Raw genomic sequence first — 24,375 nt, forward strand, 5'->3', positions numbered from 1 at the left:
CATAGGACACAGTCCCCAAGCCTTAACCGCATCCACAGCACCCCTCCCCCTCGGGAACGGAAAATACCGCCCTTGAGGTCGGCAGAGCCTTTTTCTCTTTTAACCTGGGGCAGTGCCGCCGGGATCCTTGGCCAGAACCCCAAGGCCGCGGATCTTTGTCCTTGTGGTTAAAGCCCAAACCCGGCGCCGGAAGCGCCGGCCCCCTTTAAGCTCCTCCACGCCGGGAACCCAACGGGTTGGATGGGGGGAACAAAGCCCCGTTGGTTAACATGATAACATTCGTCCATCGAACGGGCAACCATACCACTATGCATACTGTTTACCGAGAGAAATGTGTTTAAGCGAACCTAAATTCGTCTATTCACCGCACTAGATACAATCAACGGTCCTCAAAGCTTTTAAAGGAACAATCCCGCCCCAGGCCCAAGGGGGAGTCTCAGGAAATACCAAACTATTAGCTGTACTGAGAAACATATGAGAAAGGCTATTGAATATGGGAGTTCCAGGGATATAACGGTACCTATCCCTATGGGCTGATCCGACTCCGCCCTGTATTGCTCCAAAAGCCCTATCACAACCGGGATGTAGTAGGAAAGCGGAGATATTATGTTGGTGCTGGAGTCTCCTATCCGATAGGCTATCTGAGTGAGAGCCGGGGAGAAGCCTACCATGGAAAACATGGGCACAAATATGGGGGCCAATATTAACCATTTGGCGGATCCGCTAACGATAAAAAGGTTCAGCACCGAACAAAGAAGTATTAACAAAAGCAGCAGCGGAATTCCCCCAAGGTTCAAAGCCTTGAGCCAACCCGCACCTTTAACCGCGAGCACCGTGGTCAAATTGCTATCATTGAAAAGCTGGATGAACATCGCAGCTGGAAGTGCCACGACCAGAAAGCTCAAGCTGCCCTGGAGCCCTTTTTGCATGAGCTTTGGGATGTCGGATGAGGATTTTATGCTCCCAGCCCCAATACCGTAAGAGATACCCAAAGCGAAAAAGAGGAAGAACAAGATGGGAACTACGCTGGATAACAGGGGCGATTTGGGAAGCAGCGAGCCGTCATCGGCCCTGAAGAAAGCCCCCTGAGGCACGGTCAATAACAAGAGCAATGCCACCGCCGCTACCCCACACCAAAGGGACCACCTAAGCCCTCTTGCCTCTTGATCGTTAAGCTTATGCCCCTCCAGATCCGAGGAATCTGCGGAGGAAACGTCTCCCAGCAGAGGCACTATTATCTTCTCTGTAACCAATGTGGTAGCTATGGTTACCGTTATCGTGGCCACCATCAGGAAGAACCAGTTTATGAGCGGGTGAGTGGGGGCCACGATGTTCATCCCCCTGGCGGCAGATTCGGTTATCCCCGCCAACAAAGCGTCCGTACCGGCGATGAAGAAATTAGCGGTGAATCCTCCGCAAGCTGCGGCAAAACCAGCTATCACCCCCACCGCGGGGTTCCTGCCAATGGCCTTAAACACCGCCCCGCCTATGGCGGGAGTGAATATTATGCCCGCATCGGATGCCAGGTTGGCGTTTATCCCCACCAAAGCCAGCACCGCGGTGACCATATAGGGCAGAGCACCTAAAATGGTTTTCCTCATGAGCGCCGATATGAAACCCGTCTGCTCAACAAGCCCTATCCCCAACATCATGACGATTATCAACCCCAGCGGGGGAAAGGATATGTAGTTCTTGACGAAGTCCGAGAAGAAGGGCCGAAGTGCCTCGTAAGAGAGCAGGTTTTTAACAGACACGGTAACCTCCTTGGGCATCTCCCCAGCCTTCGAAGATGCCGCCATGTAGGTAACGGAGGTTCCAAGGTTGGCCAACCAGTGCGAAAGCAACACCACAGCAAAAGCCAATATCACGAACAACCAGAAGGGGTGGGGAAGCTTATTACCCACCTTCTCTATGGCCAAGATAGCCTTGTCAAGGGTTCCTCCACCAGACCGTGGCCTGGAAGCGCTGTATGACACGCAGGTCCCCTCCCTTTCCTGATTCCATCGGCTTAAACGCTTGCTATCCCACATTAAAACAACCACATTAAACAGACGCGGCTAACCCAATAAATCGCAGCAAAGGCACCTCCCTTCAACAAGCTACAAATCAACTGCAATTCTCAGAAACCATCGGCTACCTTGCAGAGGAGACCGCAGAAACAAGGCGTTGCAAAACAGATACCCCTATTGGCAACGCATCCTCGTCAAGGTCAAAGCCCCCGTTATGATGGCCCGCTGCCGTATGGGCCCCAAGGATGAAATAGCAGGCCTTCCCTCCCCTATCCTGAACCTTGTTCATCATCCAGGAGATGTCCTCGCTTCCGCCTATGCTCCCCTCCGATCGGACATCCTTCACCCCTTCTACCGAAGAGGCAGCTTCCTCAACCATGCGAACCATTTCATCATCGCTCCTAGCAGTTGTCGCAGCCCCTGCCAGTTTAATTAGAACATCTACGCCATATGAAGCGGCGGCCCCCTTCAACACCTCTTCCGCCCTTCTACTCAAGTATTCATCGATCTCACTGGAGCTACCCCTGGTCTCCAGCTTAAGTTCCGCGCTGCTCGGCACGACGTTCCGTCCCGAACCCGCATTGAGCACCCCCACGTTTACCCTGCTGACACCCTCGCCATGGGGTGCTATGGCGTGCAAACCCAACACGGCGGTAGCGGCGGCCAACAAGGCGTTCCTGCCCTCGTGAGGGGCACCTCCGGCGTGCGCCGCAACCCCCTTGAACTCAACGTCCATCTTTGTCGTGCAAAGGAACCCTCCACACTTGGCGCACACCGTACCGGTGGGCACCCCTAGGCCAATGTGGAACCCCCAAAGGAAGTCCACGTCGTCCAAAACCCCCCGGTCTGCCATGGCCTTACCTCCCCTCACACCCTCCTCCGCTGGCTGAAATAACAGCTTGAAGGTGCCACGAAGGCGCTGTTTGTTCTCAATAAGCCAACCCGCAAGGGTCAGGCCTATGGCCACATGCCCATCATGGCCACACGAATGCGACACCTCAGGATCAAGGGCCGCGAAACCCTCTCTGAAAGGCCTGTGGTTTGAATCCCTGCTCTCGGGGACTTCCACCGCGTCCATGTCAAAGCGGAAGGCCACGACAGGTCCCGGCAACCCGGTCTCAAGGACACCGACAACACCGGTGAAGGAGCCCATCCTGTCGATGAAGAAAGGATCCCCTCCCCATCGCAATGCCCTCTCCCGGGCTCTTTGCAGAACCGCATCAGAGGGACGCCCCATGGCAGACCCAGGGCATATGGCCTCCTCCCCCAGCAACAGCCTAAATCCCAGGCCCTGCAGCCTAGAAGCGATGAAGGCAGTGGTCCAAAACTCCTCCCACCCCCTTTCGGCATGGCGGTGAAGCTCTCTCCTGGTTTGAACCAGCTCTTCAAAAAAACACCTATCGCCCACTGGTTAACCCTCCTTCCGATTCCAGGGCCTCTAAAAGGTCCATCGCACCCTGGGCCATCAGAGCCGCACCTATTGGCATGCAATCCTCTTCTGGAGCGAAACCGGGATTGTGAAGAGGCGGAAAATCTTCCGGGGCCACATCCTTAGGCCGACATCCAAGCCACAGGAAAGAGGAAGGTACCTGGGAGGCAAAAAAGGAGAAGTCCTCTCCTCCTAGGGACGGGCTATCCACCAAAACCAAGCCCTCACTGCCAAGCAAATCCACAACAGTTCCCCTCAACACCCTAACGACGCCCGGGTCATTGATCGTTGGAGGATATCCTCGGCTGTAAAGGACCTCACAGCTACCCCCCATAGCGCTCGCCACTCCGCTGGATATGGCCCTGATCTTATGCGGCAGCTTCTCTTGAAGATCTGGGTTGACGGTCCTCAACGTTCCCTCAAGCCGCACCTGGTCTGCTAAGACGTTATACCGGTTACCGCCGTTTATGGCCCCAAAGGTCAGCACCGCCAACTCAGAAGGGCTTATGGAGCGGGATATCAACGTCTGAAGCGCCGAGATCACCTGGGCCGCTATTACTATGGCATCCACCCCCTGATCCGGGGCGGAACCATGAGCGCTCCTACCTCTGACCACCAGATCCACCCGGTCGGAGGCCCCCATAATCGGCCCCTCCCTTAGCCCAACCGATCCAGTGGGCAGATCTGGCCAGACGTGAAGGGCCAACATGGCCTGCACTTGCGGCGACGACAACACCCCATCTTCTATCATGGCAAGGGCACCACCCGAAGGGGCACACTCCTCCGCGGGCTGGAAAACCAGTTTGACCGTACCCCTCCATTCTTCCCTAAGCGCAGAGAGGATTCGGGCCGCACCGAGAAGGACGGCGGTGTGAACATCATGACCACAGGCATGCATGACACCCGGCACCTCCGAGGAAAACGGAAGACCCGTGTCCTCCTGGATTGGCAAGGCATCCATGTCCGCCCTCAACGCCACCACTGGCCCATCTGCATAGCCCCTGAGCATTCCAACAACCCCTGTAACTCCAACGTTCCTATGAACCTCCGCTCCAAGCTCCTCAAGCCTTCTGGCCACGAAAGACGCGGTTTCAAACACTTCCATCCCCAATTCCGGACGGCGGTGAATATTGGCTCTATCATCCTTAATCAAGGAAGCGTACCTCCTTGAAAGCTCCAACGTCCGAATGGCTCTTCGCATAAGACGGATCCCCCCAGGAAACTTCTTAAGAATGGCTCCTCAGCCAAGCCTTGCGGATATGTCCTCCGCCGCAGCCCTAAGCACCGGCAGCAGATCCAAGGCCTTGGCACAAGACATGCGGACCATAGGAGCAGCAACGCAAAGACAAGCCCATACCCTGCCGATTTTGTCCGGGATGGGCACCGATATCCCTATGAAGTCCTCAACGCTCTCATTGATGCTCATGGCGTAACCCTGCTTCACAATCTTTCGGTACTCATCCAGGAGAGCACCCAAATCAAGTATTGGGTTAGGACACCCCGACGCCGCCGAAAGCAAATCCATGCCCCTCAAAATCTCGTCCCGCCTTGCCGGATCAGGGTGGTATGCCCAAAGGAGCTTGCCTATTGCCCCGGCGTTCGGAGGCATCCGAGTACCCAACTTATGTCTTAAACGGACTATGTGGGGGCTCTCTACGCTAAGAGCCAAGAAAGCCGCATCTCCGTCCCTAAGCCCCACAGAAACCGTCTCCTGCGTCAACTCTCCCAGCTTCTGCATCACCGGCAAAGCGGCATCGTTTATCTTCATTTCATTTGAGTACACCACGCCCATCCGATAAGCAACCGGCCCTATCCTATAAAGTCCTGATTCAACCTCATGGGTCACCAAGCCTTCACTAACCAAAACTTCTAATATCTTGTAAGCCCCGCTCTTGGTCATGCCCATGGCCCTTGATACATCCGAAAGGCTCAAGAAATAGGGTGGCTCACAAAGCAGATTCAATATCGCAAGTCCTCTTTCAAGTCGGCTCATGGGGCACCTCTTTTTCCATTTTGGAAAAATATTTTCTTTTTTGGATAATCATGGCTGGATACTACAAAGGGTTCCGCACAATGTCAAGCGCAATAATCACAATGATTCGAATTCATAGATTCAAATAAATTTGCCAAACACCAAACAAAGGGGGGAGAGCGGCAGGGATCCCAATCTTCCCCACGGCTCTCCCCTTTAAAAAAACATTCTTCGAATGCTAAATACCAGTCCCCGCCCCCTACGGGAGCTTCCTTCAAGACCGGACAGAGGACCTTAACTTCCCCCGCCCCTGCCGCTCACCAAGCCTATGTTGTTCATTATCCGCCGGGTGGTCTCCGGGCGGTTCATGGTGTATATGTGGACCCCATCCACCCCAAAGGCCAAAAGATCCACTATCTGCTCCGTGGCGTAGGCCACCCCAGCCTCCGCAAGGGCCGCGGGATCATCGGCGTAACGGGCCACCATCCGGGTGAACTTGGGCGGGAAGGACACACCGCACAGCGAAACTATCCGCTCCACCTGCTTACCGTTCAGCACTGGGAAAACCCCAGCCAACACCGGCACATCTATCCCAATCCCCCGGGCCTTCTCAAGGAAACGGTAAAAAAGCTCGTTGTCGAAGAAGAGCTGGGTCACCAAAAAGTCCACCCCAGCGTCCACCTTCTCCTTAAGGCGCCTTAAGTCCGACTCCAGGTCCTCCGCCTCCACGTGCCCCTCCGGGTACGCCGCGGCGGCTATGCACACCTCGTCCCCAAAGGCGAGCCTAAGGTGCCTTATGAGGTCCACCGCGTGGAGAAACGCGGGCTCCGACGGGACCGACCCGTCCCTTGGAGGATCCCCCCGCATGGCCAGGAGGTTGTACACCCCCTCATACATGAGGTCCTCCACCATCTCGTCCACCTCCACCGGACCGTGGCACAAACCGGTGCAGTGGGCCATCACCTCAAGGCCGAAACGATTCTTGACCGTCGACGCTATCTCCAGCGTGGAGTCCCGGGTGCTCCCTCCGGCCCCGTAGGTGACGCTCACGAAGTCCGGCCCAAGGTCCCTTATGGCCCCCAGGGTCCTGTAAACCTCCTCCAGCGGCACCTCCCGCCTGGGGGGGAATATCTCGAAGGAAACCACCGGACGGCGCCCAAACAGCTCCTTTATGAACATCCCAATCCCTCCCAGTCGCAGCCAAGACCCTTCATGAGCCTCTCCACCAGCTTCGCCGCCCCCACGGCGTCATAGGACATCCCGTCCGCCCCTATGGACTTAGCGAAAGAAGGGCTCACCGCCGCGCCGCCCACTATCACCTTAAAGCCGCAACCCCTCCGCCGGGCCTCCTCTATCACGTCCCTCATCCGGGGCACCGTGCTGGTCATGAGGGCCGACAGACCCACCACATGGGCCCCCTCCCTCTGGGCGGCCTCGATGATCCGCTCCGCCTTAACGTCCTTTCCAAGGTCCACCACCCGGTAGCCGTGGCTCTTCAAAACCGCCGCCACCACGTTCTTCCCAAGGTCGTGAAGGTCCCCCTCCACCGTGGCCAACACCACCGTGCCACGGCTGGCGCTTGAACCCTCCCGGGACATCTCCTCCTCCGCCAGGGCGCACACCGCCGACGCCGCCTGGGCGGACTGGATGAGCTGGGGCAGGAAGAACTCCCCGGTCTCGTAACGGCGCCCCACCTCCTCCAGGGCGGGCACAAGGTGAGCGGAGATGACCCCAAGGGGCCCCTCCGAGGCCATAAGGCGCCGCCCCTCCATCAAAGCCCCCTCCTCGTCCCCCTCGAGGACCTTTTCCGCCAGCGATGAAAGGGCGGAAGAAGGCCCCAAATCCCCTCCGCGGGGAGCCTTCGGGACCCCGCGGTCTACTTCGGCGCAGGCGCCCCCAGCCTTAACCTCCGTCCAGGAAGGGGCGAAGGCGGTGTAGATCGAAAGCCCTTCGTCCCTTCCCCTCAGGGCGTCGCAGGCCTTGACCACCCCCATCAGCTCCCGGTCCAGGGGGTTGCATATCACCATGTCCAAACCCGACCCCATGGCCATGGCCAGGAACGATCGGTTCAAAAGCCCCCTGGCAGGAAGCCCGTGGGACACGTTGCTTATCCCAAGGGACGTAAGCCCCCCAAGGGCCCCCACCTCCCGCACCGCCCGCAAGGTCTCCTGACCGTTGCGGATGGAGGCCCCCAGCGTGAGCGTAAGCGGATCAAAAACTATCCGGCTCGGCGGAAGCCCCTCCTCAAGGGCCGCCTCAAAGACCCTCTCCGCTATCCGGGCCCGCTCAAGTCCGTCCTCCAGTATCCCCCTCTGGTCTATGAGCAGCACCGCCAAGGCCGCCCCGTACCTGAGGGCAAGCCGCATCCCAAGCCTCATCTGCTCATCCTTGGCGGCCACGGAGTTTATGAGCGGCACCCCCGCCGCCTCCCTAAGCCCCGCCTCCAGGACCTTGAGGTCGTCGCTGTCCAGCGAAAGGGGAAGGTGCGACACACCCTCCACCGCCCAAACCGCCTCCCTCATGGCCCTTACCTGGTCCACCTCCGGCAGCCCCACGTTCACGTCTATGACCGCCGCTCCAGCAAGGGTCTGGGCCCTGGCCTCGTCCTTCACCGCCCCGTAGCGGTAGGCCGCCACCTGCTCCCTTATGGGGGACTTCCGAGACACGTTTATCCTCTCCCCTATCACCCCAAGGGGAAGGCCCGGGCCGAAGCAAAAGACCTTGCTCCTGCCGCACAACCGAAGGACGGCGGCATCGGGCCTGGGACTCAACGTCCTTCCCTCCGTAAGTCCCCTTAAGGCCCTTATGTGCTCCGGGGTGGTGCCGCAGCAGCCCCCTACCACCGCCGCCCCGGCGTCCAAAAGCCCAGCGCAGCGGGCGGCGAACTCCGACGGCCCAAGGTAGTCACCAGCGGAGGGCACCCCCGCGTTGGGGTAAACCCACACCGGAAGCCCCGACGCCTCCGCAAGGCGCCGCACCACCTCCACGTATCCCTCGGGCCCAAGGCCGCAGTTGGCCCCAACCCCTACGGCCCCAACCGCTTGAGCCCAAACCGCCGCTGCCTCCGGGGAGGTGCCGGTGACGGTCCTTCCGTCCCGGTCGAAGGTGAAGCTCACCACGAAGGGCATGTCCTCCCGGACCCGCTTCACCGCCTCCACCGCCGCCTTTGCCTCCTTGATGTCCAGCATGGTCTCGATCAGGATGAGATCCACGCCGCCCTTCACAAGCCCCCGCACCTGGGGCTCGAAGGACCTTACGGCCTCTTCAAAGTCCAGCTCCCCCAAGGGCATCAGCATCTCCCCGCAGGGGCCCACGGACCCCGCCACCAGGCCCCCCCCCGCCTGCCGGGCCAGCTCCGCCGCCCTTAGGGCCAGCTCCTCCGCCATGCCCCCCAAACCCTTCATGGAGAGCTTCCTAAGGGAACCGCCGAAGCTGTTGGTCTCTATCACGGCGGCCCCGGCGTCCACGTAGCTCCTGTGGACATCCAGAACCGCCTTAGGCATGTGAAGGCACATCTCCTCCGGAAGCATCGGGGGATGCCATCCCCTCTCCGCCAACTGGGTCCCCATGCCCCCGTCCAGCACCAACGGGGACCTCAAACTCCGGAAGAACTCCCGCACACGCCCTTGATCCAACAAGACCACACTCCCTTCCGTATAACCGCCCCGGTTCATCTTGCCTCCTCCGGGGCCATGGTTTTTAAAGAGGGATACTATAGCAAAAACCCCCCTCAAACAAGGGGGGCGGGGAACGGGTTCTATCATGTCACCTGCCGCGATACACCAGCCTGGGACGCCCTGGGCGGCCGTCGCCTGGAGACTCCTCCCGCTCCGCAATGCCCCTTGATACCAGGTACTCCAGATACCTATGGGCGGTCACATAGGCCACCCCAAGCCTGCTTCCCATCTCGTCGGCGGTGATTCCCTTGTCCCCGGCCTCCTCAAGGATACCCACCGCCCGTCTTAACTTATCCTCCGAAAGCCCCTTCCGGGTCTGCCTCCATGCCGCCTTAAGGGACAGGGACAACCGTCTTAAAAGGTTTATCCTGGCGCAGAAGTCCGCGAGCCTTATGGGCTTGGTGATGAAGTCCTCCGCCCCTTCCCCCAGCAGCAGCCTTGCGGTCTTTGGGTTCTGCTCCACCGTCAGCATGGCTATGACCGCGTCGGGGGACAGGGCCTTGGCCTGCCTCAACACGTTAAGACCCGACATCCTGGGCAGGTGGTAGTCCAAAAGATATATGTCCTTCGCTCCGTCCTTAACCCAGCCCAAGAACCGCTCCATCGACGTGGTGGTCTCCATGTCCCACCCCTGGGTCTTGGCCATGGCGGTAAGGGTGAAGAGTATGGCCTCGTCGTCGTCAAGGGCCCCTATCTTCAACGTCAACCGGGAACTACCTCCTGCTCATTTAGCACCAACAGCGACACCTCACAACCCCCGTCCCCGGGGTTTCGTATCTCAACGGCTCCCCCATGGGAAGCGGCGGTGTCCTCCACGAAGGTAAGGCCCGTGCCGAAGGACCCGCCGCTGAACCCTGGGCCCCGGTCTCGAACCAAAAATTCAACTCCCCCGGGGACCCTTCTGCAGGACAGCGTAACCGTCCCTCCCCACCGGGCGCCGTTGTCCACCAGGTTTGCCAAGGCCCTGGATAGCCTCATCACGTTGGCCCTTATGACCGTCCCCGCCACGTCCTCCGGCAAGCTCTCCTCCACCCTCTCCCGGTAGGGCATGGGACTCAGCTGAGAAAGGCAAAGATCCACCACCTCTCGCACCGTCACCTCCCGCGACGCCTCGCCGGACAGTATCTCCTGGATCATCCGGTTCATCCCCTCCGCCGCCTCCATGACCAAACGGAGCCTCCTGTCGGAGGGGCTCTCGGAAAGGAGCACGTCCACAAGGCCGGTTATCACCGTAAGGGGACGGCGAAGGTCGTGGACCAGGTGCTGTATCTCCCGGAAGACCCGGGCCCTCCTGCCCTCCTCCCTCATCTGGGCCAGCATCCTCTCCTGGCTTCGAATGAGCCGAAACTGCCTCTCCTGCAGCACCTTTCCCATGAGTATGGACGCCCCGGAGAGGGCCCCCGTAAGCGAAAGGGCAAAGCCCAAAAACCCTATCCAGTCGAAAAGGGCCTCCTCCCCCATGGCGGAGGCCAGACCCTTCACCGCCATGGACAGCTCCCCGCCCCCAAAACCGTAGGACGTGAGGGAAGGGCAAAGGTCCAGCCACTGGAGGGACAGCACCACAAGCCCCATCACCGCCACCCTGTCCAGGGTGCCCCTAAGGGGCCCGGTGAGATACCTCACCAAAAGCACCGACGAAAGGGACACCACCGCCCCGGTCCCAAAGTGCAGCCCTGAACCCCCCGTAACCGCCCAGGACAGGCCGTAGGACAAGGGTATCCCCGCCAGGATGACGGCAGACCCCACCCAACCCCTTATGCCCCCAGGGAACGCCTCTCCCAAGGAGAGCCACCCCCAGTAGAGCATGAGGGCCCTTATGGAGTTCATGGCCGCCAGCAGAAGGCCCGCCTTCACCAGGTCCCCCGCCAAAAGGCCCGAGGGGGCGTTAAGGGATCTCACCACCAAAACTCCCCCCGCCCGGAGGGAGCTTGACCAGACCGCCAACAGCGCCGCGCCAAGGCACAGGGACTCGATACGGCTCAAAGGCCTCCAACGGATCTTTCCATAGGATCTCATCGCACCATTCTAGACCGGAAAAGGGGGGCCCCGAAAGGCCCCCGATTTCACATCCTGCTGTGAACGGTGTCTAAAAACCCACCGGCACCCCAAGACGGCGGGAGTCCGCGCCGCCGTCAAGGCCCTTATCGGCGCCGAACAGGATGCCCTGGGCGGTGCCGAAGGTGCCGGACTTGGGTTTTACCTCCACGTCGTGGCCCTTAAGCCGCAGAAGGTCCAGCGTTAAGGGGTCTATCCCCTCCTCGGCGTAAAGCTTCCCCGCCTTCCCGCCGGACACGAGGTTGTATATCCTTGGCTGCTCTATGGCCTCGTCCATGGACATGCCAAAGTCCACGGCGTTCATTATGATCTGGGTCACCGCGGTTATTATCCTGGTGGCCCCCGCGGCCCCCACCGCCATGAAGGGCTTGCCCTCCGGGGTCAGTATCACCGTGGGGGACATGGAAGAAAGGGGCCTCTTGCGGGGCTCCGGGGCGTTCACGCTGTTGGGGTCCTGGGAGAAATCGTCCATCTGGTCGTTCAGCACGATCCCGTAGCCGGGCACCATGACGCCGGACCCGAAGAAGTAGTTTATGGTGTTGGTGGCCGCCACGATGTTGCCCTCTTTGTCCGCCACCGAGAAGCTGGTGGTGCTCACCCTCTCGTTCACCTCGCCGCCCACGTAGGAGGACGCCTTGGGCTCGAAGTCCCAGGGGTTCCCGAAGGGCACGTCCTTCATGACCGACTTGAGGTCTATACGGCCCGCCTGCCTTTGGGCATACCCCTTGCTGGTAAGCCCCTCTATGGGAACCTTCACGAAGGCGGTGTCCGCCATGTACCTCCCCCGGTCCGCGTAAACCAGCTTCATGGCCTCCGCCATGACGTTGAGGTAGGAGAAGGAGTTGTGCTTGAAATCCCTCATGGGGAAGTTCTCGAGGATGTTGAGGAGCTCCACCACGTGGGTGCCTCCGCTGGAAGCGGGGGGAGTGGAGTATATCCGATAGCCCCTGTAGGTGCCGGACACCGGCTTCCGCTCCAGAACTCGGTAGGACTTAAGATCCTCCATGGTCATATTACCGCCGCTGCGGTTAACCGCCTGGACCAACGCCTCGCCGATGGGGCCGTTGTAAAAGGCGTCCTTCCCCTCCGAAGCCAAGACGCGAAGGGTCCTGGCAAGGTCCTTCTGCACGCAGAGCTCCCCTGCGGGCATGGGAAGGCCGTCCTTGAAGAAGGGCACCGAAAGGGGGTCGTTATAGGCCTGAAGCTTCTCGTACTCGTCGGTTATTATCTGGTTCTGCATGGGATGGAGCTTGAAGCCCTTCTCCGCCAGCTCTATGGCGGGCTGGGCCACCTGGGCGAAAGACATGGTGCCGTACTTCTCCAACACGTGGAACATCCCCGCCACAAAGCCCGGCACCGCCACCGCCTTGCCGCCGTTTACGGACCACTTGGCCTTCTTGGCCTCCTCGGAGGCGAACATGTCCTTAGCGGCCGAAGCGGGGGCGGTCTCCCGGTAGTCCACCACCACCACCTTGCCGTCGGCGGTCCTTATGGTCATGAAACCGCCTCCACCGATGCCGGAGGCGTTGGGCTCCACCACGTTGAGCGCCAGGGCCACCGCCACCGCCGCGTCCACCGCGTTGCCCCCCTGCTTCAGTATCTGAACCCCCGCCCGGGAGGCCAGCTCGTGGGCGCTGGACACCATCCCGTTGGGGGCGTAGACGTCCCCGGAAGACGCAAATCCGGGGCCCACAAGACCGCATGCCAACAACACCGCCAGCGCCATGGCGCCTATCTTAAGAATGTTCCTCACATGAATCCCTCCTTACCTGCCAGCCAGATCCCCGAAGACCATCAGGGACCGCTCTTAAGGAACGACCCTACCCCGCCGGATACTATCTCCTCGTAGCTTGGGATCCCCTCTATCACTACCCCCCTCTCGGGATTGAAATCCGAAAAGGCGCCCACCACCGCCATCACCGTGGCCAGCTGCCGCCCCACCCTCTCCTCTATGGGCTTCCCCTTGGAGTCGTAGGGCACGAAAAGCCGCCCAAGCCCCGACGCCTTAAGATAAGCCTTATCAAGGCCGGTCTTCACCAGCCCCTCGTCGGTGCGGCCCCGGAGGCGCCCTTGGCTTGGGTTGGCCACCTCGATAAGGAAGGGCATGGCCCCGGCCCCATCCCCCCACTCCCGGTGGCTTAACCCCCGCAGCTTCCTGGGGGAGGGCTCAAGCCTCATGTCGATGCCGGACAGCTTGAGCTCCATCACCGCCGCGGCGGCCACCTCCATGGACTTCTCATGGGCCACCACGGCGTCCACCACCGGGTACTCCGGCGAAGCCTCGTGCAGGTCAAAGGCCACGTCGGCCCTCTGCCTCCTAAGAAGCTCCATGATGGCGTAGGCCAGCTTCTCAGACCAGGTCCCATCGGGAGAACCCGGATAGGCGCGGTTCAAGTTCCTGCTCTCGTTGCCCGAAAGGGCCTGGCCTGAGGCTCGGTGTATGTAAACGTCCGGCACCGGCCACATGAGAAGGGGGCTGATGTCCCTGGCGCCGTACCTGAAGCTCCTGTAAGACCCATCCCGGAGCTTGAAGGATATGCGGTTAGGGGAGGCCTCCTGGGGCTGGTTGTGGGTGAATCCCGAGGCGTTGCCGAAGGGGATCACCACAAGACGACCTCGCTTCACCCTGGCGTTCTCCAAAAGCACCACCGCCGAGAGGTAACCGGCGGGCTCGTTCGGGTGGGTGCCCCCCAACACGAACACGGTGCCGCCCTTCTCCGGCCCCTCCTGCACGTAAACCTCCGTGTCCACCCCGCTCCCCCTTATGGAGGGCAGGTACTTGGACAGCATCTCAACCCTGAACCCCGGGGCGGGGAACACCTTGTCCCTTTCCGCCATGGCCCTGAAGTCAAGGGAAGCCCAAAAGCACAGGACCCCCGCCAGGGCCAGCATGGCCAAGCCGCTGATCTTGTTGGCCTTGATCGCGTTCATCATGGCTCCACCTACTTGACCCTAAGGAGCCTTAAGAGCAGCGGTATTGCCACCATGGCGGCGGTGGCCTGAGCCATGAGGTCCTTTTCCCTAATGCAGAAATCCACCACCAGGAACAACACCATGGCAACTATGAAGAGATAGATCACCGTCAAGGAAGCTCCCTCCTCACCGTAAAAGGGCCGCCAAGGGGTTGGCCGCCGCCACCATGCCAAGCCCCCAGAGGACCGTAAGGGCCGCGGGGAACACGCAGTGCCTCAACACCCTGAAGTAGTCCTCCTCCCCCGCCACCTGGGCGGCGAACATCCCCGCAAGGGCCGTGGGGGGCATGAGATCCCCAAGGCCCGATAGCAGCGCCAGGGCGCTGGACACCACTATCTGGTCCTTTCCCAGGAGGGCCAGCACGAAGGGCACCCCCAGGACCGACGCAGCACCGAAGGCGGACACGGCGCCGAACAGGGGGATGCTGAGCCCCATCATGGGATAAAGGAGCGCCACAGGCACCGCAAGGCACGAGACCACCACGAACCCCCTAACCCCCGTAAGGGTCATCATCTGTATGAACATACCCACCCCCATTAGGATGCCCAGCACCGGCATGGCGTCCCGCACCGCCTCCCGGGCCACCGAAAGGGGGTTCATCCTACGGCCCACCATAAAGGCCGAGGAGGCGGCCAGGAGGAACTGAAGGGGCATCCCAAGGCTCACCTTGCCCTTGAACAGGGCCTCCAACGTCATAAGACCCGCCAGCACCGCGAAGGGAAGGAAAAGGGACGGCCTCAAGGGCACCTCTTCCATCTTTTTGAGCCTTGCCTCCAGCTCTGAAGCGTCGGAACGGTTGCCCTTAAGGTGAGGCAGAAGCAGCCACAGGGAGGAGATGACCGCCAGCGGGACGGTGGCGAAGAGCAGGGGCCCCGTAAAGCCCACGTAGGGCATGTCTATGCCGCCGCCTATTATCATCACCGGGATGTCTATGGGGGGCGCGATCATGCCGTATATGGCCCCCATGGCTATGGCGGCGGCCCCCTTCGCCCTGGGGACCCCCATGCTCACCAGGACCGGGGCCACCAGGGCCCCGGTGGTGAGGCACCCGGCGGTGGACGAACCGGTTATCATCCCCGGCAGCATGATCAGCAGGGTCACCGCGATGCAAAGCAGCACCGGGTGGTCCTTGAAGCGCCGCACCGTCCATGCCGCCAGAGAGTCCAAAAGGCCGCACCCCTGGATGGACTTCATGAACGTCATGGCGCAGGCGATTATGAGCACCGTGTCCAGGTAGCCGAACATCCCCTCCACCAGGTGCCTCACGGGAAATCCGAAGCCGCCGAAAAGGGCCCCCGCCACGGAGGCCAAAGCCATGGCGATGGATATGGGGAGCTTCAAGCGGAAGGCCCCGGCGGCGAAGGTCCCCACCATCAGGACCGCCAGGGCCCCTTCGGGCCAAAACCAGCTTCCCATGGGACTACTTGGACACCCCGAAGGAGGTCAGCTGGCTCAGCATGGGGCCCAAAACCGCCTGGATGGACTCCACCTCCGCCACCTTTACCCCCTTAGGAGCCAGCTTGGTCACAAGACCGTCGTCGTTGCCCCCCTTCACCACTATCACCCCGTCCGCCTTCGGGAACGCCGCCGCCATGAGGTAGTCCGTGAGCTCACCCCTGCGGCCCTTGCCGCCCACGTGCATCACCAGCACCTTCACCCCCTTGGACCTGGCGGCGTCCAAAAGCTGCTTGACCCGGTCCCGCTCCTGCTCCTTGTCGATCCCCGCGGCCCCAAGGCCCTTCATGCTGCCCCCCACCACGGCGATCAGGACCTTGTGCTCCTTCGAGAGGTCCTGGGGTTTCATCATGGCATCGTACTTGCAATCCAAACCAGCCTTCTTGAGCAGCACCCGCACCATCATGGCGTCCGGGCTCTGACCCACCGAGGTCACCGCCACCTGGGACGCCATGGCGGAAGCCGGGGCAAGGCACAAGCCAAGGACCAGCGAAAAGGCCAGCCCCCACAAAACGAGCGCGCTTCTTCCGTAACTACGCAAAACAGACCGCCTCCCGGTTTTCAAGTAGAAGACCCACGAATAAGTGGATCTCCATTGAAAATACTAGGGGAGGCGGGTTCTACACAGAAGGAGTTAATATCTTTTTTCTATTCCCACCGGCGTCAAGCTAGGGACACAGCACCTCCCCACAGCCCCTAAGGAGCACCTTGTCGGTAAAAGGCTCGAAGAACCTGGTGCCGCAGCCCCGGGATACGATCCGCATGAGCGCCTGGGGGCTCTTCACTGACCGTCCCAGCACGACGCTGACCGATGTCCCCCGATAGACGTCCCAGGAAAGCGGCGCCGAGGGCCCCGCCACCCAGCAGTCCCGGGCCAGCTCAACAAACCGCTCCCAGGTGCCGTTCACTATGGAGCTGGCGGAGAGCACCACAAGGCCGCACCGGGACGCCATGTCCAAAGCCTCGCCGTCGCTTAACCCGCCTGGGCGGTTGTGGTCCGCGAAGAGCACCTTGGCCTCCAACGCCACCAGCTTGTTCTCCAGGGGCTCCATGCGCCCCACCATGAGGACCTCAATCCCGGGCTCCACCTTGGGGATGGCGCCGCTCAGCTCCCCCTCCACGGGCAAAAGGGCGTTGGCCACCGCAAGGGCCACCGCCCGGTCCCCGGGACACCGGGAGCCGCTGAGCCCAAGGGCCTCCGACGGGTCCACCGGAAGGGAGGACAAAAGCGCCGGGGACTCCTCCTCCGCCATCACCATGTCCGGGAAAGAATAGGCAAGCCCCACCCGGCCGTTGTCCAGAAGCGCCGCGGTGTACCTCACCCCCCGCACCACCTCAAGGACCATCCTTCCCGACGCCTTAGCGTAAGCCAGATCCCAAAGCCGCTTGTCAAGGCTGCCCATAAACCTCACCTCCGGGAAAATCCTGTCTCAAACCTTAACCTACCACTACACCGGGGACACGGGACTCCATGGTTCATTATAGGGCACCCCAGGCATAATGTTCAGTCTATTTGACAGAATGATCTAACCTCAAATCTTGTTAATGGAGGTGCAGCCAATGGAGCTTACCCAATCCTCCCCTTCGGGACAGGCCATGTCCGCCCTCGGGCGGATAGAGTTGGGGCTGGAGGACCTGGAGGGGGCCGTGGAGGTGTTGGCCTCGTCCCTGTCTTCGATAGAGGAGGAGTCCTCCCAGGTGGGCAAGGCGGGGGAGTCCGTGGACCTCCACGCCCGGGAGCTGCTCAAGGAGCTGGACGAAAGCGCCCGGGAGGCCAAGACGCCCATGGAGCAGATGAGGCAGGCCCTTGAGATCGGCCTTAGGGTTCAGGAGGAGGCCCAGAGGGACCGTACTATGCTGGCCCACACGGTGGAAGCGGTGAGGGCCATGGTCCGGTCCGCGGAGTCCGTGGCGGACTCCATAGGGCGCATAACCCAGGTGCTGGGGAACATAGCGGACATAACCACCCACATAACCGCCATAGCCAAGCAGACCAAGCTGCTCTCCCTCAACGCCTCCATAGGGGCGGAACGGGCTGGAGAGCACGGCAGGGGTTTCGCGGTGGTGGCGGAGGAGGTGCGCAAGCTGGCCGCCAGGACCAGCGAGGCGGCATCCAAGATAAGCGACCTCGCGTCCTCCAGCAGGGCAATAGGGTAGGAGGCGTCGGAGAACATCGACCGGGCCCTCAACCTATCCAGGAACGCCTCGGACCGGGCGGAGGCCACCATGGAGGACCTTAAGGACATGTTCGACTCCCTTTCCCACATAGGCTCCTCCCTCCGGCTGGGGGCGGAAGGGGCGGCAAAACAGCACGAAAGGGCCGAGAGGATGTCTAAGAAGGCCCGGATCATGGCGGACAGGGCGGAAGAGCAGGCGGGGCGGCTCAAGAGGGTGGACGGCAAGATCCGGGAGAACCGGATCATCATGGACTCGATACCCATAAGCCTTCGGGAAGCGTCGGAGGCCCTGTGGGGGTTCAGCGACGCCGCCCAAGAGGCGGACTTGGGGAATCCTTCGATCGGGGCCATAAAGGAACGGGGGGAGCTCCTGCTGGGCATAGAGACCGACGACTTCGGGAAGTTCCACTGGTGGAGGGAAGGCTCCCCAAAGGGGCTGGACGTGGAGTTGGGGGAGGCCATAGCCCGCCGCCTTGGGGTCCGCCTTCGCTGGGTGCCAATGGCATGGGGAAGCGGAGAGCCGGGCACCATAACCGGCACCTGGAACCGGGGAAGCTTCGAGGGCTTTGACTTCCTCTGCTCCACCGCCACGAAGCTGCCGGAGCGGCTTAAGTTCTGCGCCTTCTCCAAAAGCTACTTCCGGAGCGGCCAGAGCGTGTTGGTGCCCAAGGACTCGCCGGTGGACTCCCTGTTGGACCTCAAGGGGCTTAAGGTGGCGGTGACCCGGGGGGCCACCAGCGAGAAGGCCGCCCGGGAGAAGCTCAAGGGCTGTGAGATCGTGCCCTTCCCAACCGCGGTAGATGAGGCCAAGGCCCTTCAAAGCGGCAAGGTGGACGCCCTGGCGGTGGACCGGCCGGTGGCCTGGGCGTTCCTCGAGCAACACCAGGAATGGCGGGAGCTTAACGTGTCGCTTTCGGTGGAGAACTTCGGGCTGGTGATGCCCAAGACCGTCTCCTTGGCCCTTAAGGCCCTGGTGGACAGGGTGGTCCTTGAGGAGCGGGACAGCCTGTTCAGGAAGTACTTCAAGAACCCATAGGGGCGCGCGTTAGGGGCTCATGAGAGCACCGCTCGAGCTATCCTAAGCGCCGATCCGCTGTTAAGGCGCACCATATCCTTGAAGGCCTCCAGCATGGGGGCGGCCCTTTCGGGGTCCCTCAAAAGCTGCAGCGCCCCCATGGCAAGGTCGACGGGCTCCAAGGGCCCCACCAGCTCCGGCACCACCATGCGTCCTGCAAGGCGGTTAGGAAGGCTCACGAAGGGAAGCTTCCTAACCATGCGGGACACCATGGCGCTCTTGAGGTGTCTTAGGCCCCACAGGCCCCAGGGGATCAACCCCAGAAGGCCGTCCATGGGGATCTCCCAGGCCCGGTTCAGCGGCAGCGCCACCAGAAGGGGCACCCCAAGGGCCGCGGCCTGCAGGTTGTTTGTGCCCGGGAACGCCACCCACAGGGCCGGGTTTTCGGGCACGGAGCCGTCCCAGGTGATGCGCACCCTAAAGACACCGGCGGGGCCCTTTACCTCCAGCACCGACGGCCTTTGGTCCCTGTCGGGGACCCCAAGGGCCCTCATCACCGGGTAAAGGGCCTTAGGGTCTATGGTGGGGGCCATGGGGAACAGGGGGGACAGGTCCGGCATGGACTTCAGCATCTCGCCCGCCGCCTTGACCATGAAGGGCAGGCCGTGCAGGGCCTCAAAGGGGCGGCTGCCGCACATGAACACCACCGGCACCCCCTCAAGGGCCCCGCAAGAGGGGGGAACCGCGTCGAACACCGGCCAGCCCACGGGCACGGCGCAGCCCCCCTGGGCTATCACGGCGGATTCCATCTCGAGGTTCGGCACCAGGTGCTTCCTCACCCCTCTTACCCTACGGCCTCGCCCCACGTAGGCGTCCACGGGACAGCCCATGAGGCGGCCTAAGAGGACCGCCAGCTTCACGTCCCCCCCGAGCCTAAGGAGCCTAACCTCCCCCCTTCCGCCCCTCCAGGGTCGCTCCCTAAGGAACTTGGCCAAGGGGTAAACCCGGTCCGCCACCCGCCTGGCGGCGTCGAGCTCTCCGCCGCTGGCGTACTGGCACGGGGGGATCACCGCGGTCAACGAGACATCCCCGAGGGACCGCAGCGCATTGGCCACCGGGGCGGCCCATCCCATGAGCTCCCCCGGGGAGTTCACCAGCATGTGGACATCGAAGCTCAACGGAGCACCACCATTCATGATAAAATAAGCGTTCAACGATAATGTAGATTATAGGCCAACGGGAGGCGTCTTTCAGGTGTTCCTCGTCTTAAGTTCCAGGGAAGTGGTTTGGGCCCCCAACGTGGTGGCCCTCATAAGGAGTCCCGGCGGCGCCGCGGTGCACCTTAAGGACGGCGGGGTTTTGGAGAGTCCTCTTGCCCCCGCTTCGATCTTAAAGCGCTCCTCGGAGCTGGGACTTTACCCTGGGAAGCGGGAAGGCGCCTCGCATGGGAAGAAGGAGAGGGAGCAATGAACGCACCGGTTTCTCAGTACACCGCCAAGGACATACAGGTACTGGAGGGGCTCTCGGCGGTAAGGAAGCGGCCCGGAATGTACATAGGGGACCAAGGCCAGCGGGGACTTCACCATCTGGTCTACGAGGTGGTGGACAACGCCATCGACGAGGCCATGGCGGGGTTCTGCGACACCGTTCAGGTGACGGTGCATCCCGACGGCAGCGTCTCGGTGGAGGACAACGGCCGAGGGATCCCCACGGAGCTGCACCCCACCATGGGCAGGCCCGCGGCGGAGGTGGTGCTCACGGTGCTTCACGCGGGGGCCAAGTTCGACAAGAAGGCCTACCAGGTGTCGGGCGGCCTCCACGGGGTTGGGGTGTCGGTGGTGAACGCACTGTCCGAGTGGCTGGAGGTAACCATCTGGCGGAACCGCAAGGAGCACCGTCAGAGCTACCGCCGCGGGGTTCCGGTGACGGACCTGGAGGTGGGGGAGGACACGGACAAGAGGGGCACCCGGGTGCACTTCATGCCCGACGGGGAGATCTTCTCCACCCTGGAGTTCTCCTCCGACGTGCTACTGGGCCGGCTCAGGGAGCTGGCGTTCCTTAACCCCGGCGTCACCATAGTGTTCCGGGACCTCAGGCAAGATCCCCCGCTGGAGCGGAAGCTCCACTTCGAGGGGGGCATAGCTTCCTTCGTGGAGTACCTGAACCGGGGCAAGGAGGTGCTCTTCAAGCCCCCCATGGTGGTAAGGGGGGAGAAGGACGGGGTCATAGTGGAGGTGGCCCTTCAGTACAACGACACGTACCTGGAGAGGATCTTCGCCTTCGCGAACCTGATAAACACCGTGGAGGGTGGCACCCACGTATCGGGTTTCAGGACCGCCCTTACGAGGATAATCAACGACCAGGCCAGGAAGGAGAAGCTGCTGAAGGACAAGGACCCCAACTTCTCCGGCGACGACCTGAAGGAGGGGCTCACGGCGGTGATATCCGTGAAGCTCCTGGAGCCCCAGTTCGAGGGTCAGACCAAGACGAAGCTTGGCAACGGGGACGTGAAGGGTATAGTGGACTCGGTGGTATACGAGGGGCTCAAGGTAATCCTGGAGGACCATCCCCAGATCCTAAGGCCCGTGGTGGAGAAGGCGGTGAAGGCCCGGCAGGCCCGGGAGGCGGCCAAGAAGGCCCGGGACCTGGTGCGCCGCAAGTCCGCCATGAGCGGCATGGACCTGCCGGGGAAGCTGGCGGACTGCTCCAACCGGCGGCCAGAGGAGTGCGAGCTCTACATAGTGGAGGGGGACTCCGCGGGAGGCAGCGCCAAGATGGGAAGGGACCGGTCCTTCCAGGCCATACTTCCCCTGAGGGGCAAGATACTCAACGTGGAGAAGGCCCGGCTTGACAAGATCCTATCCAACGACCAGGTGCGCACCATAATCCAGGCCCTGGGCTGCGGCGTGGGGGATGACTTCGACTACTCAAAGCTACGGTACCACAAGATATTCCTCATGGCCGACGCCGACGTGGACGGGGCCCACATAAGGACCCTTCTGCTCACGCTGTTCTTCCGCTACATGCCCCAGATAATCGAGAACGGGCACCTCTACGTGGCCCAGCCCCCCTTGTACCGGATTCAGGAGGGGAAGAACGTCCACTACTGCTACTCCGACCGGGAGCTGAAGGAGATGATGCAGCGCCTAGGGGGCAAGAAGGCGTCGGTGCAGCGCTACAAGGGGCTTGGAGAGATGAACCCGGAGCAGCTCTGGGAGACCACCATGGACCCCGCGAACCGTGTCATAAAGCGGGTTGAGGTGGAGGACGCGGTGCTGGCGGACGAGCTTTTCAGCATCCTGATGGGGGACGCGGTGGGCCCCCGGCGGGAGTTCATCGAGACCCACGCCAAAGAGGTCCGGAACCTGGACGTTTAGCCCGTAATAAACGAGAAAAAAGCCCCCGGGCCCATGGGCCTTCGGGGGCTTGGTCGTTACCTCCCCAAACAATAGTCGATCATGGGGTCAAAGGGCCTCCCGGGGAGGGGTCACCTTGCCGCTTCCCCCCATCAAGGGCAGCACCATGGAGGTCACTATGCGCCCGTGCCGGGAGAGACGCGTCAATAGCTCCTGCAGGAACTCCATGGAGGGGATCAGGGCCTCCATGTAGAAGTCGTTGGAGCCGGTGACGCTCCAACAGCGGATCACCTCCGGCAGCTCCTCCAGGGCCTTCATCACCACGTGGTCCGGGTTGTTGTAGACCGACGACACCGCCAGCATCACCCGGAAGGAGTAGCCCACCTTCCTTGGGTTCACCACCGCCCGGTAACCCTCTATTATCCCCTCCTCCTCCATCCGCCGGACCCGCTCTATCACCGCGGGAGTCGAAAGCCCCACCCGGCGCCCCAGCTCCTTGTAGGATATCCGACAGTTCTCCTGAAGCACCTCCAATATCCTCCACCCCGTAGGGTCCAACAGCTTGCTCTTGTCCGAACTCATGGGGGACAACACCTCACCGGCGTAAACTTATTCCAAAAATCACCTAATTTTATCACCTTAAAAAGCATCATGGGCTAAAACAAGCCATTCACCGCAAAACCCTTGTTTGCTAACCTGGCTCAAAAATAAACCCCGGTGAAGAGCTGGGGCGCAAGGAGGGGGTTAAGGGGATGAACTTCTTGGACCTTATAAGCGTCATCGTGTGGGACTACATGTGGGGCATGCCGCTGGTGCTCACGATCCTTGGCACCGGCGCGTACCTCACGGTAAGGACCGGCGGCTTCCAGTTCCTCATGTTCCGGGAGGCGCTGAGGAACGCATTAAGCAGCATACTTAAGCCCAGGGAAGGGGAGGGCAAGGGGCTTCTGTCCTCCGCGGAGGCCATGAGCGCCGCCCTTGGCACCACCGTGGGGGTGGGGAACATAGGTGGAGTGGCCACCGCCATAGCCACCGGCGGCCCCGGGGCGGTGTTCTGGATGTGGGTGGCCGCCATGGTGGGAATGATAATAAAGACCGCGGAGATAACCCTGGCGGTGCACTACCGGTCCACGGACGAGAGGGGGGATACCTATGGGGGCCCCAACTACTACATGAAGAAGGGCATAGGGGAGGAGATGGGGCTCAAGAGGGTCTTCAAGGCGCTGAGCGGCCTCTTCGCCTTCGGCTTCCTCACGTCGTACTTCATAAACATCCAGACCTACACCGTCTCCGAGGCGGTGGGGAACACCTTTGGGATACCCATGACCTGGGTCGGCGTTGTGTATACCATGCTCCTATACGGCATGATAAGCGGAGGTCTGAAGGGGATAGGTCGGACAGCCTCGTGGCTGGTGCCATTCATGTGCGTCTTCTACATACTGGGTGGAGGCCTCATACTGCTGAGGTACTGGACCCACCTGCCCAAGGCCCTGGGCCTCATCGTGAGCTCCGCCTTCACCGGCAGCGCCGCCGCGGGGGGCTTTGCGGGGGCCGCGGTGTCCCAGGCCATGAAGGTGGGCTTCGCCAGGTCCGTGTTCAGCAACGAGGCGGGCTGGGGCTCCGCGCCCATGATACACTCCACCGCCAAGGTGGACCACCCGGTAAGACAAGGCCTCATGGGCATATTCGAGGTCTTCATGGACACCTTCGTTATCTGCACCGTCACGTGTCTGGTCATCGTGGTGACCGGCCAGTGGTCCAGCGGGCTTGACGGGGCCACGTTGACCCTCTCGGCCTTCGAGACCGGCATAGGCCGTTACGGACGGCTGATACTGGCCCTTGCGGTCTTCATATTCGGCCTTACCACCTCCGGCGGGGTCTATGCCCAGATGGAGGTGGTGCTCCGGTACCTGCTGGGGGATTCCCCTTGGAAGGGACGGCTGCTTGGCTTTTACAAGTGGACCTACCCGATACCAAGCCTTCTCATGGTCTATGTGGCGGTGTGGTTCGGCCTTCCCGGCACCATCGTATGGGTCTTCTCCGACGCCTCCACGGCGCTTCCCATCTTCGCCAACGTGACGGCGCTGTGGCTTCTGGCCCCTAAGTTCCTGTCCCTCCTGGAGGACTACCGCACAAGGTACGTCAAGTCCGCCCAGGGGGAAACTTCAAAGCCCCTGGTGCCGCCCTTCTACGACGAGCAGTCCGCCTAAGGCCTGGGCAGGCAGCTTCTAAAGGCTTTAAAAGAAACCACACATAA

Annotated in this window: 21 protein-coding genes; 5 read left to right on the forward strand and 16 right to left on the reverse strand. The window is 61.4% G+C overall.

Annotated features, from left to right (window positions below; all coding sequences use genetic code 11):
- Positions 1-398 precede the first annotated feature (398 nt).
- From N2315_03060 to N2315_03125, 14 genes are all read right to left on the reverse strand, one after another.
- On the reverse strand, positions 399-1,976 hold the full coding sequence (locus N2315_03060) for an AbgT family transporter (GenBank protein MCX7828169.1): 1,578 nt from the start codon (positions 1,974-1,976) through the stop codon (positions 399-401).
- A gap of 157 nt (positions 1,977-2,133) precedes the next feature.
- Positions 2,134-3,417 carry an amidohydrolase gene (locus N2315_03065; GenBank protein ID MCX7828170.1) on the reverse strand — a complete coding sequence of 428 codons (1,284 nt, stop codon included), beginning with the start codon at positions 3,415-3,417 and terminating at the stop codon, positions 2,134-2,136.
- Positions 3,407-4,591, reverse strand: coding sequence for a M20 family metallopeptidase (locus N2315_03070; protein ID MCX7828171.1), 1,185 nt, complete (start codon positions 4,589-4,591; stop codon positions 3,407-3,409). Before N2315_03070 ends, N2315_03065 begins: the two co-directional genes overlap by 11 nt.
- An 87-nt stretch (positions 4,592-4,678) precedes the next feature.
- The gene (locus tag N2315_03075) at positions 4,679-5,431 is read right to left on the reverse strand and encodes an IclR family transcriptional regulator (protein MCX7828172.1); all 753 of its coding nucleotides are present in this window, start codon (positions 5,429-5,431) and stop codon (positions 4,679-4,681) included.
- Between the two features lie 273 nt (positions 5,432-5,704).
- On the reverse strand, positions 5,705-6,589 hold the full coding sequence (locus N2315_03080) for a methylenetetrahydrofolate reductase (protein MCX7828173.1): 885 nt from the start codon (positions 6,587-6,589) through the stop codon (positions 5,705-5,707).
- The gene (locus N2315_03085) at positions 6,580-9,045 is read right to left on the reverse strand and encodes a homocysteine S-methyltransferase family protein (protein ID MCX7828174.1); all 2,466 of its coding nucleotides are present in this window, start codon (positions 9,043-9,045) and stop codon (positions 6,580-6,582) included. Before N2315_03085 ends, N2315_03080 begins: the two co-directional genes overlap by 10 nt.
- A 130-nt stretch (positions 9,046-9,175) precedes the next feature.
- The gene (locus tag N2315_03090) at positions 9,176-9,793 is read right to left on the reverse strand and encodes a response regulator (protein MCX7828175.1); all 618 of its coding nucleotides are present in this window, start codon (positions 9,791-9,793) and stop codon (positions 9,176-9,178) included.
- Positions 9,790-11,103: a hypothetical protein gene (locus tag N2315_03095; protein ID MCX7828176.1), complete on the reverse strand. Its 1,314-nt coding sequence runs from the start codon at positions 11,101-11,103 to the stop codon at positions 9,790-9,792. Before N2315_03095 ends, N2315_03090 begins: the two co-directional genes overlap by 4 nt.
- 70 nt (positions 11,104-11,173) lie before the next feature.
- Entirely contained in the window at positions 11,174-12,895 is a 1,722-nt protein-coding gene (ggt, locus tag N2315_03100) for a gamma-glutamyltransferase (GenBank protein MCX7828177.1), read from the reverse strand.
- 41 nt (positions 12,896-12,936) lie between these two features.
- Positions 12,937-14,073: a succinylglutamate desuccinylase/aspartoacylase family protein gene (locus N2315_03105; protein MCX7828178.1), complete on the reverse strand. Its 1,137-nt coding sequence runs from the start codon at positions 14,071-14,073 to the stop codon at positions 12,937-12,939.
- An 11-nt stretch (positions 14,074-14,084) separates the two neighbouring features.
- Entirely contained in the window at positions 14,085-14,228 is a 144-nt protein-coding gene (locus N2315_03110; GenBank protein MCX7828179.1) for a hypothetical protein, read from the reverse strand.
- 13 nt (positions 14,229-14,241) lie between these two features.
- Positions 14,242-15,531 (reverse strand): TRAP transporter large permease subunit, encoded by a 1,290-nt coding sequence (locus N2315_03115; protein ID MCX7828180.1) that lies wholly within the window; start codon positions 15,529-15,531, stop codon positions 14,242-14,244.
- Between the two features lie 4 nt (positions 15,532-15,535).
- On the reverse strand, positions 15,536-16,111 hold the full coding sequence (locus N2315_03120) for a DUF6305 family protein (GenBank protein ID MCX7828181.1): 576 nt from the start codon (positions 16,109-16,111) through the stop codon (positions 15,536-15,538).
- Between the two features lie 127 nt (positions 16,112-16,238).
- Positions 16,239-16,973, reverse strand: coding sequence for a DUF364 domain-containing protein (locus tag N2315_03125; protein ID MCX7828182.1), 735 nt, complete (start codon positions 16,971-16,973; stop codon positions 16,239-16,241).
- Positions 16,974-17,130: 157 nt separating this feature from the next.
- Here N2315_03125 and N2315_03130 point away from each other — a divergent pair, with 157 nt between their 5' ends.
- Both N2315_03130 and N2315_03135 read left to right on the forward strand, forming a co-directional pair.
- The gene (locus N2315_03130; protein ID MCX7828183.1) at positions 17,131-17,727 is read left to right on the forward strand and encodes a methyl-accepting chemotaxis protein; all 597 of its coding nucleotides are present in this window, start codon (positions 17,131-17,133) and stop codon (positions 17,725-17,727) included.
- Between the two features lie 69 nt (positions 17,728-17,796).
- Complete coding sequence (locus N2315_03135) at positions 17,797-18,783, forward strand: ABC transporter substrate-binding protein (protein ID MCX7828184.1); 987 nt, start codon at positions 17,797-17,799, stop codon at positions 18,781-18,783.
- Between the two features lie 17 nt (positions 18,784-18,800).
- Here N2315_03135 and N2315_03140 read toward each other — a convergent pair whose 3' ends face one another.
- Complete coding sequence (locus N2315_03140) at positions 18,801-19,940, reverse strand: hypothetical protein (GenBank protein ID MCX7828185.1); 1,140 nt, start codon at positions 19,938-19,940, stop codon at positions 18,801-18,803.
- A gap of 76 nt (positions 19,941-20,016) precedes the next feature.
- Here N2315_03140 and N2315_03145 point away from each other — a divergent pair, with 76 nt between their 5' ends.
- Both N2315_03145 and gyrB read left to right on the forward strand, forming a co-directional pair.
- Complete coding sequence (locus N2315_03145; protein ID MCX7828186.1) at positions 20,017-20,232, forward strand: hypothetical protein; 216 nt, start codon at positions 20,017-20,019, stop codon at positions 20,230-20,232.
- Positions 20,229-22,139, forward strand: a complete 1,911-nt coding sequence (gyrB, locus tag N2315_03150; GenBank protein ID MCX7828187.1) for a DNA topoisomerase (ATP-hydrolyzing) subunit B — start codon at positions 20,229-20,231, stop codon at positions 22,137-22,139. Before N2315_03145 ends, gyrB begins: the two co-directional genes overlap by 4 nt.
- An 87-nt stretch (positions 22,140-22,226) precedes the next feature.
- On the opposite strand, the gene N2315_03155 is transcribed toward gyrB, so the two are convergent.
- A complete protein-coding gene (locus N2315_03155) occupies positions 22,227-22,700 on the reverse strand; it encodes an Lrp/AsnC family transcriptional regulator (GenBank protein MCX7828188.1) in 474 nt (157 codons plus the stop codon).
- Positions 22,701-22,870: 170 nt separating this feature from the next.
- Here N2315_03155 and N2315_03160 point away from each other — a divergent pair, with 170 nt between their 5' ends.
- Positions 22,871-24,328: an amino acid carrier protein gene (locus tag N2315_03160; GenBank protein ID MCX7828189.1), complete on the forward strand. Its 1,458-nt coding sequence runs from the start codon at positions 22,871-22,873 to the stop codon at positions 24,326-24,328.
- The last annotated feature ends 47 nt before the right edge of the window (positions 24,329-24,375 follow it).

It is taken from the genome of Thermanaerothrix sp. (assembly GCA_026417795.1).
Lineage (GTDB): Bacteria > Synergistota > Synergistia > Synergistales > Synergistaceae > Thermanaerovibrio.

What these genes read in the sequence shown, in the direction of transcription:
- N2315_03075 (MCX7828172.1), bottom strand. Translation starts at nt 5,431, where the DNA reads ATGAGCCGACTTGAAAGAGGACTTGCGATATTGAATCTGCTTTGTGAG.
- N2315_03080 (MCX7828173.1), bottom strand. Translation starts at nt 6,589, where the DNA reads ATGTTCATAAAGGAGCTGTTTGGGCGCCGTCCGGTGGTTTCCTTCGAG.
- N2315_03095 (MCX7828176.1), bottom strand. Translation starts at nt 11,103, where the DNA reads ATGAGATCCTATGGAAAGATCCGTTGGAGGCCTTTGAGCCGTATCGAG.
- N2315_03105 (MCX7828178.1), bottom strand. Translation starts at nt 14,073, where the DNA reads ATGAACGCGATCAAGGCCAACAAGATCAGCGGCTTGGCCATGCTGGCC.
- N2315_03115 (MCX7828180.1), bottom strand. Translation starts at nt 15,531, where the DNA reads ATGGGAAGCTGGTTTTGGCCCGAAGGGGCCCTGGCGGTCCTGATGGTG.
- N2315_03125 (MCX7828182.1), bottom strand. Translation starts at nt 16,973, where the DNA reads ATGGGCAGCCTTGACAAGCGGCTTTGGGATCTGGCTTACGCTAAGGCG.
- N2315_03130 (MCX7828183.1), top strand. Translation starts at nt 17,131, where the DNA reads ATGGAGCTTACCCAATCCTCCCCTTCGGGACAGGCCATGTCCGCCCTC.
- N2315_03135 (MCX7828184.1), top strand. Translation starts at nt 17,797, where the DNA reads ATGGAGGACCTTAAGGACATGTTCGACTCCCTTTCCCACATAGGCTCC.
- gyrB (MCX7828187.1), top strand. Translation starts at nt 20,229, where the DNA reads ATGAACGCACCGGTTTCTCAGTACACCGCCAAGGACATACAGGTACTG.
- N2315_03155 (MCX7828188.1), bottom strand. Translation starts at nt 22,700, where the DNA reads ATGAGTTCGGACAAGAGCAAGCTGTTGGACCCTACGGGGTGGAGGATA.
- N2315_03160 (MCX7828189.1), top strand. Translation starts at nt 22,871, where the DNA reads ATGAACTTCTTGGACCTTATAAGCGTCATCGTGTGGGACTACATGTGG.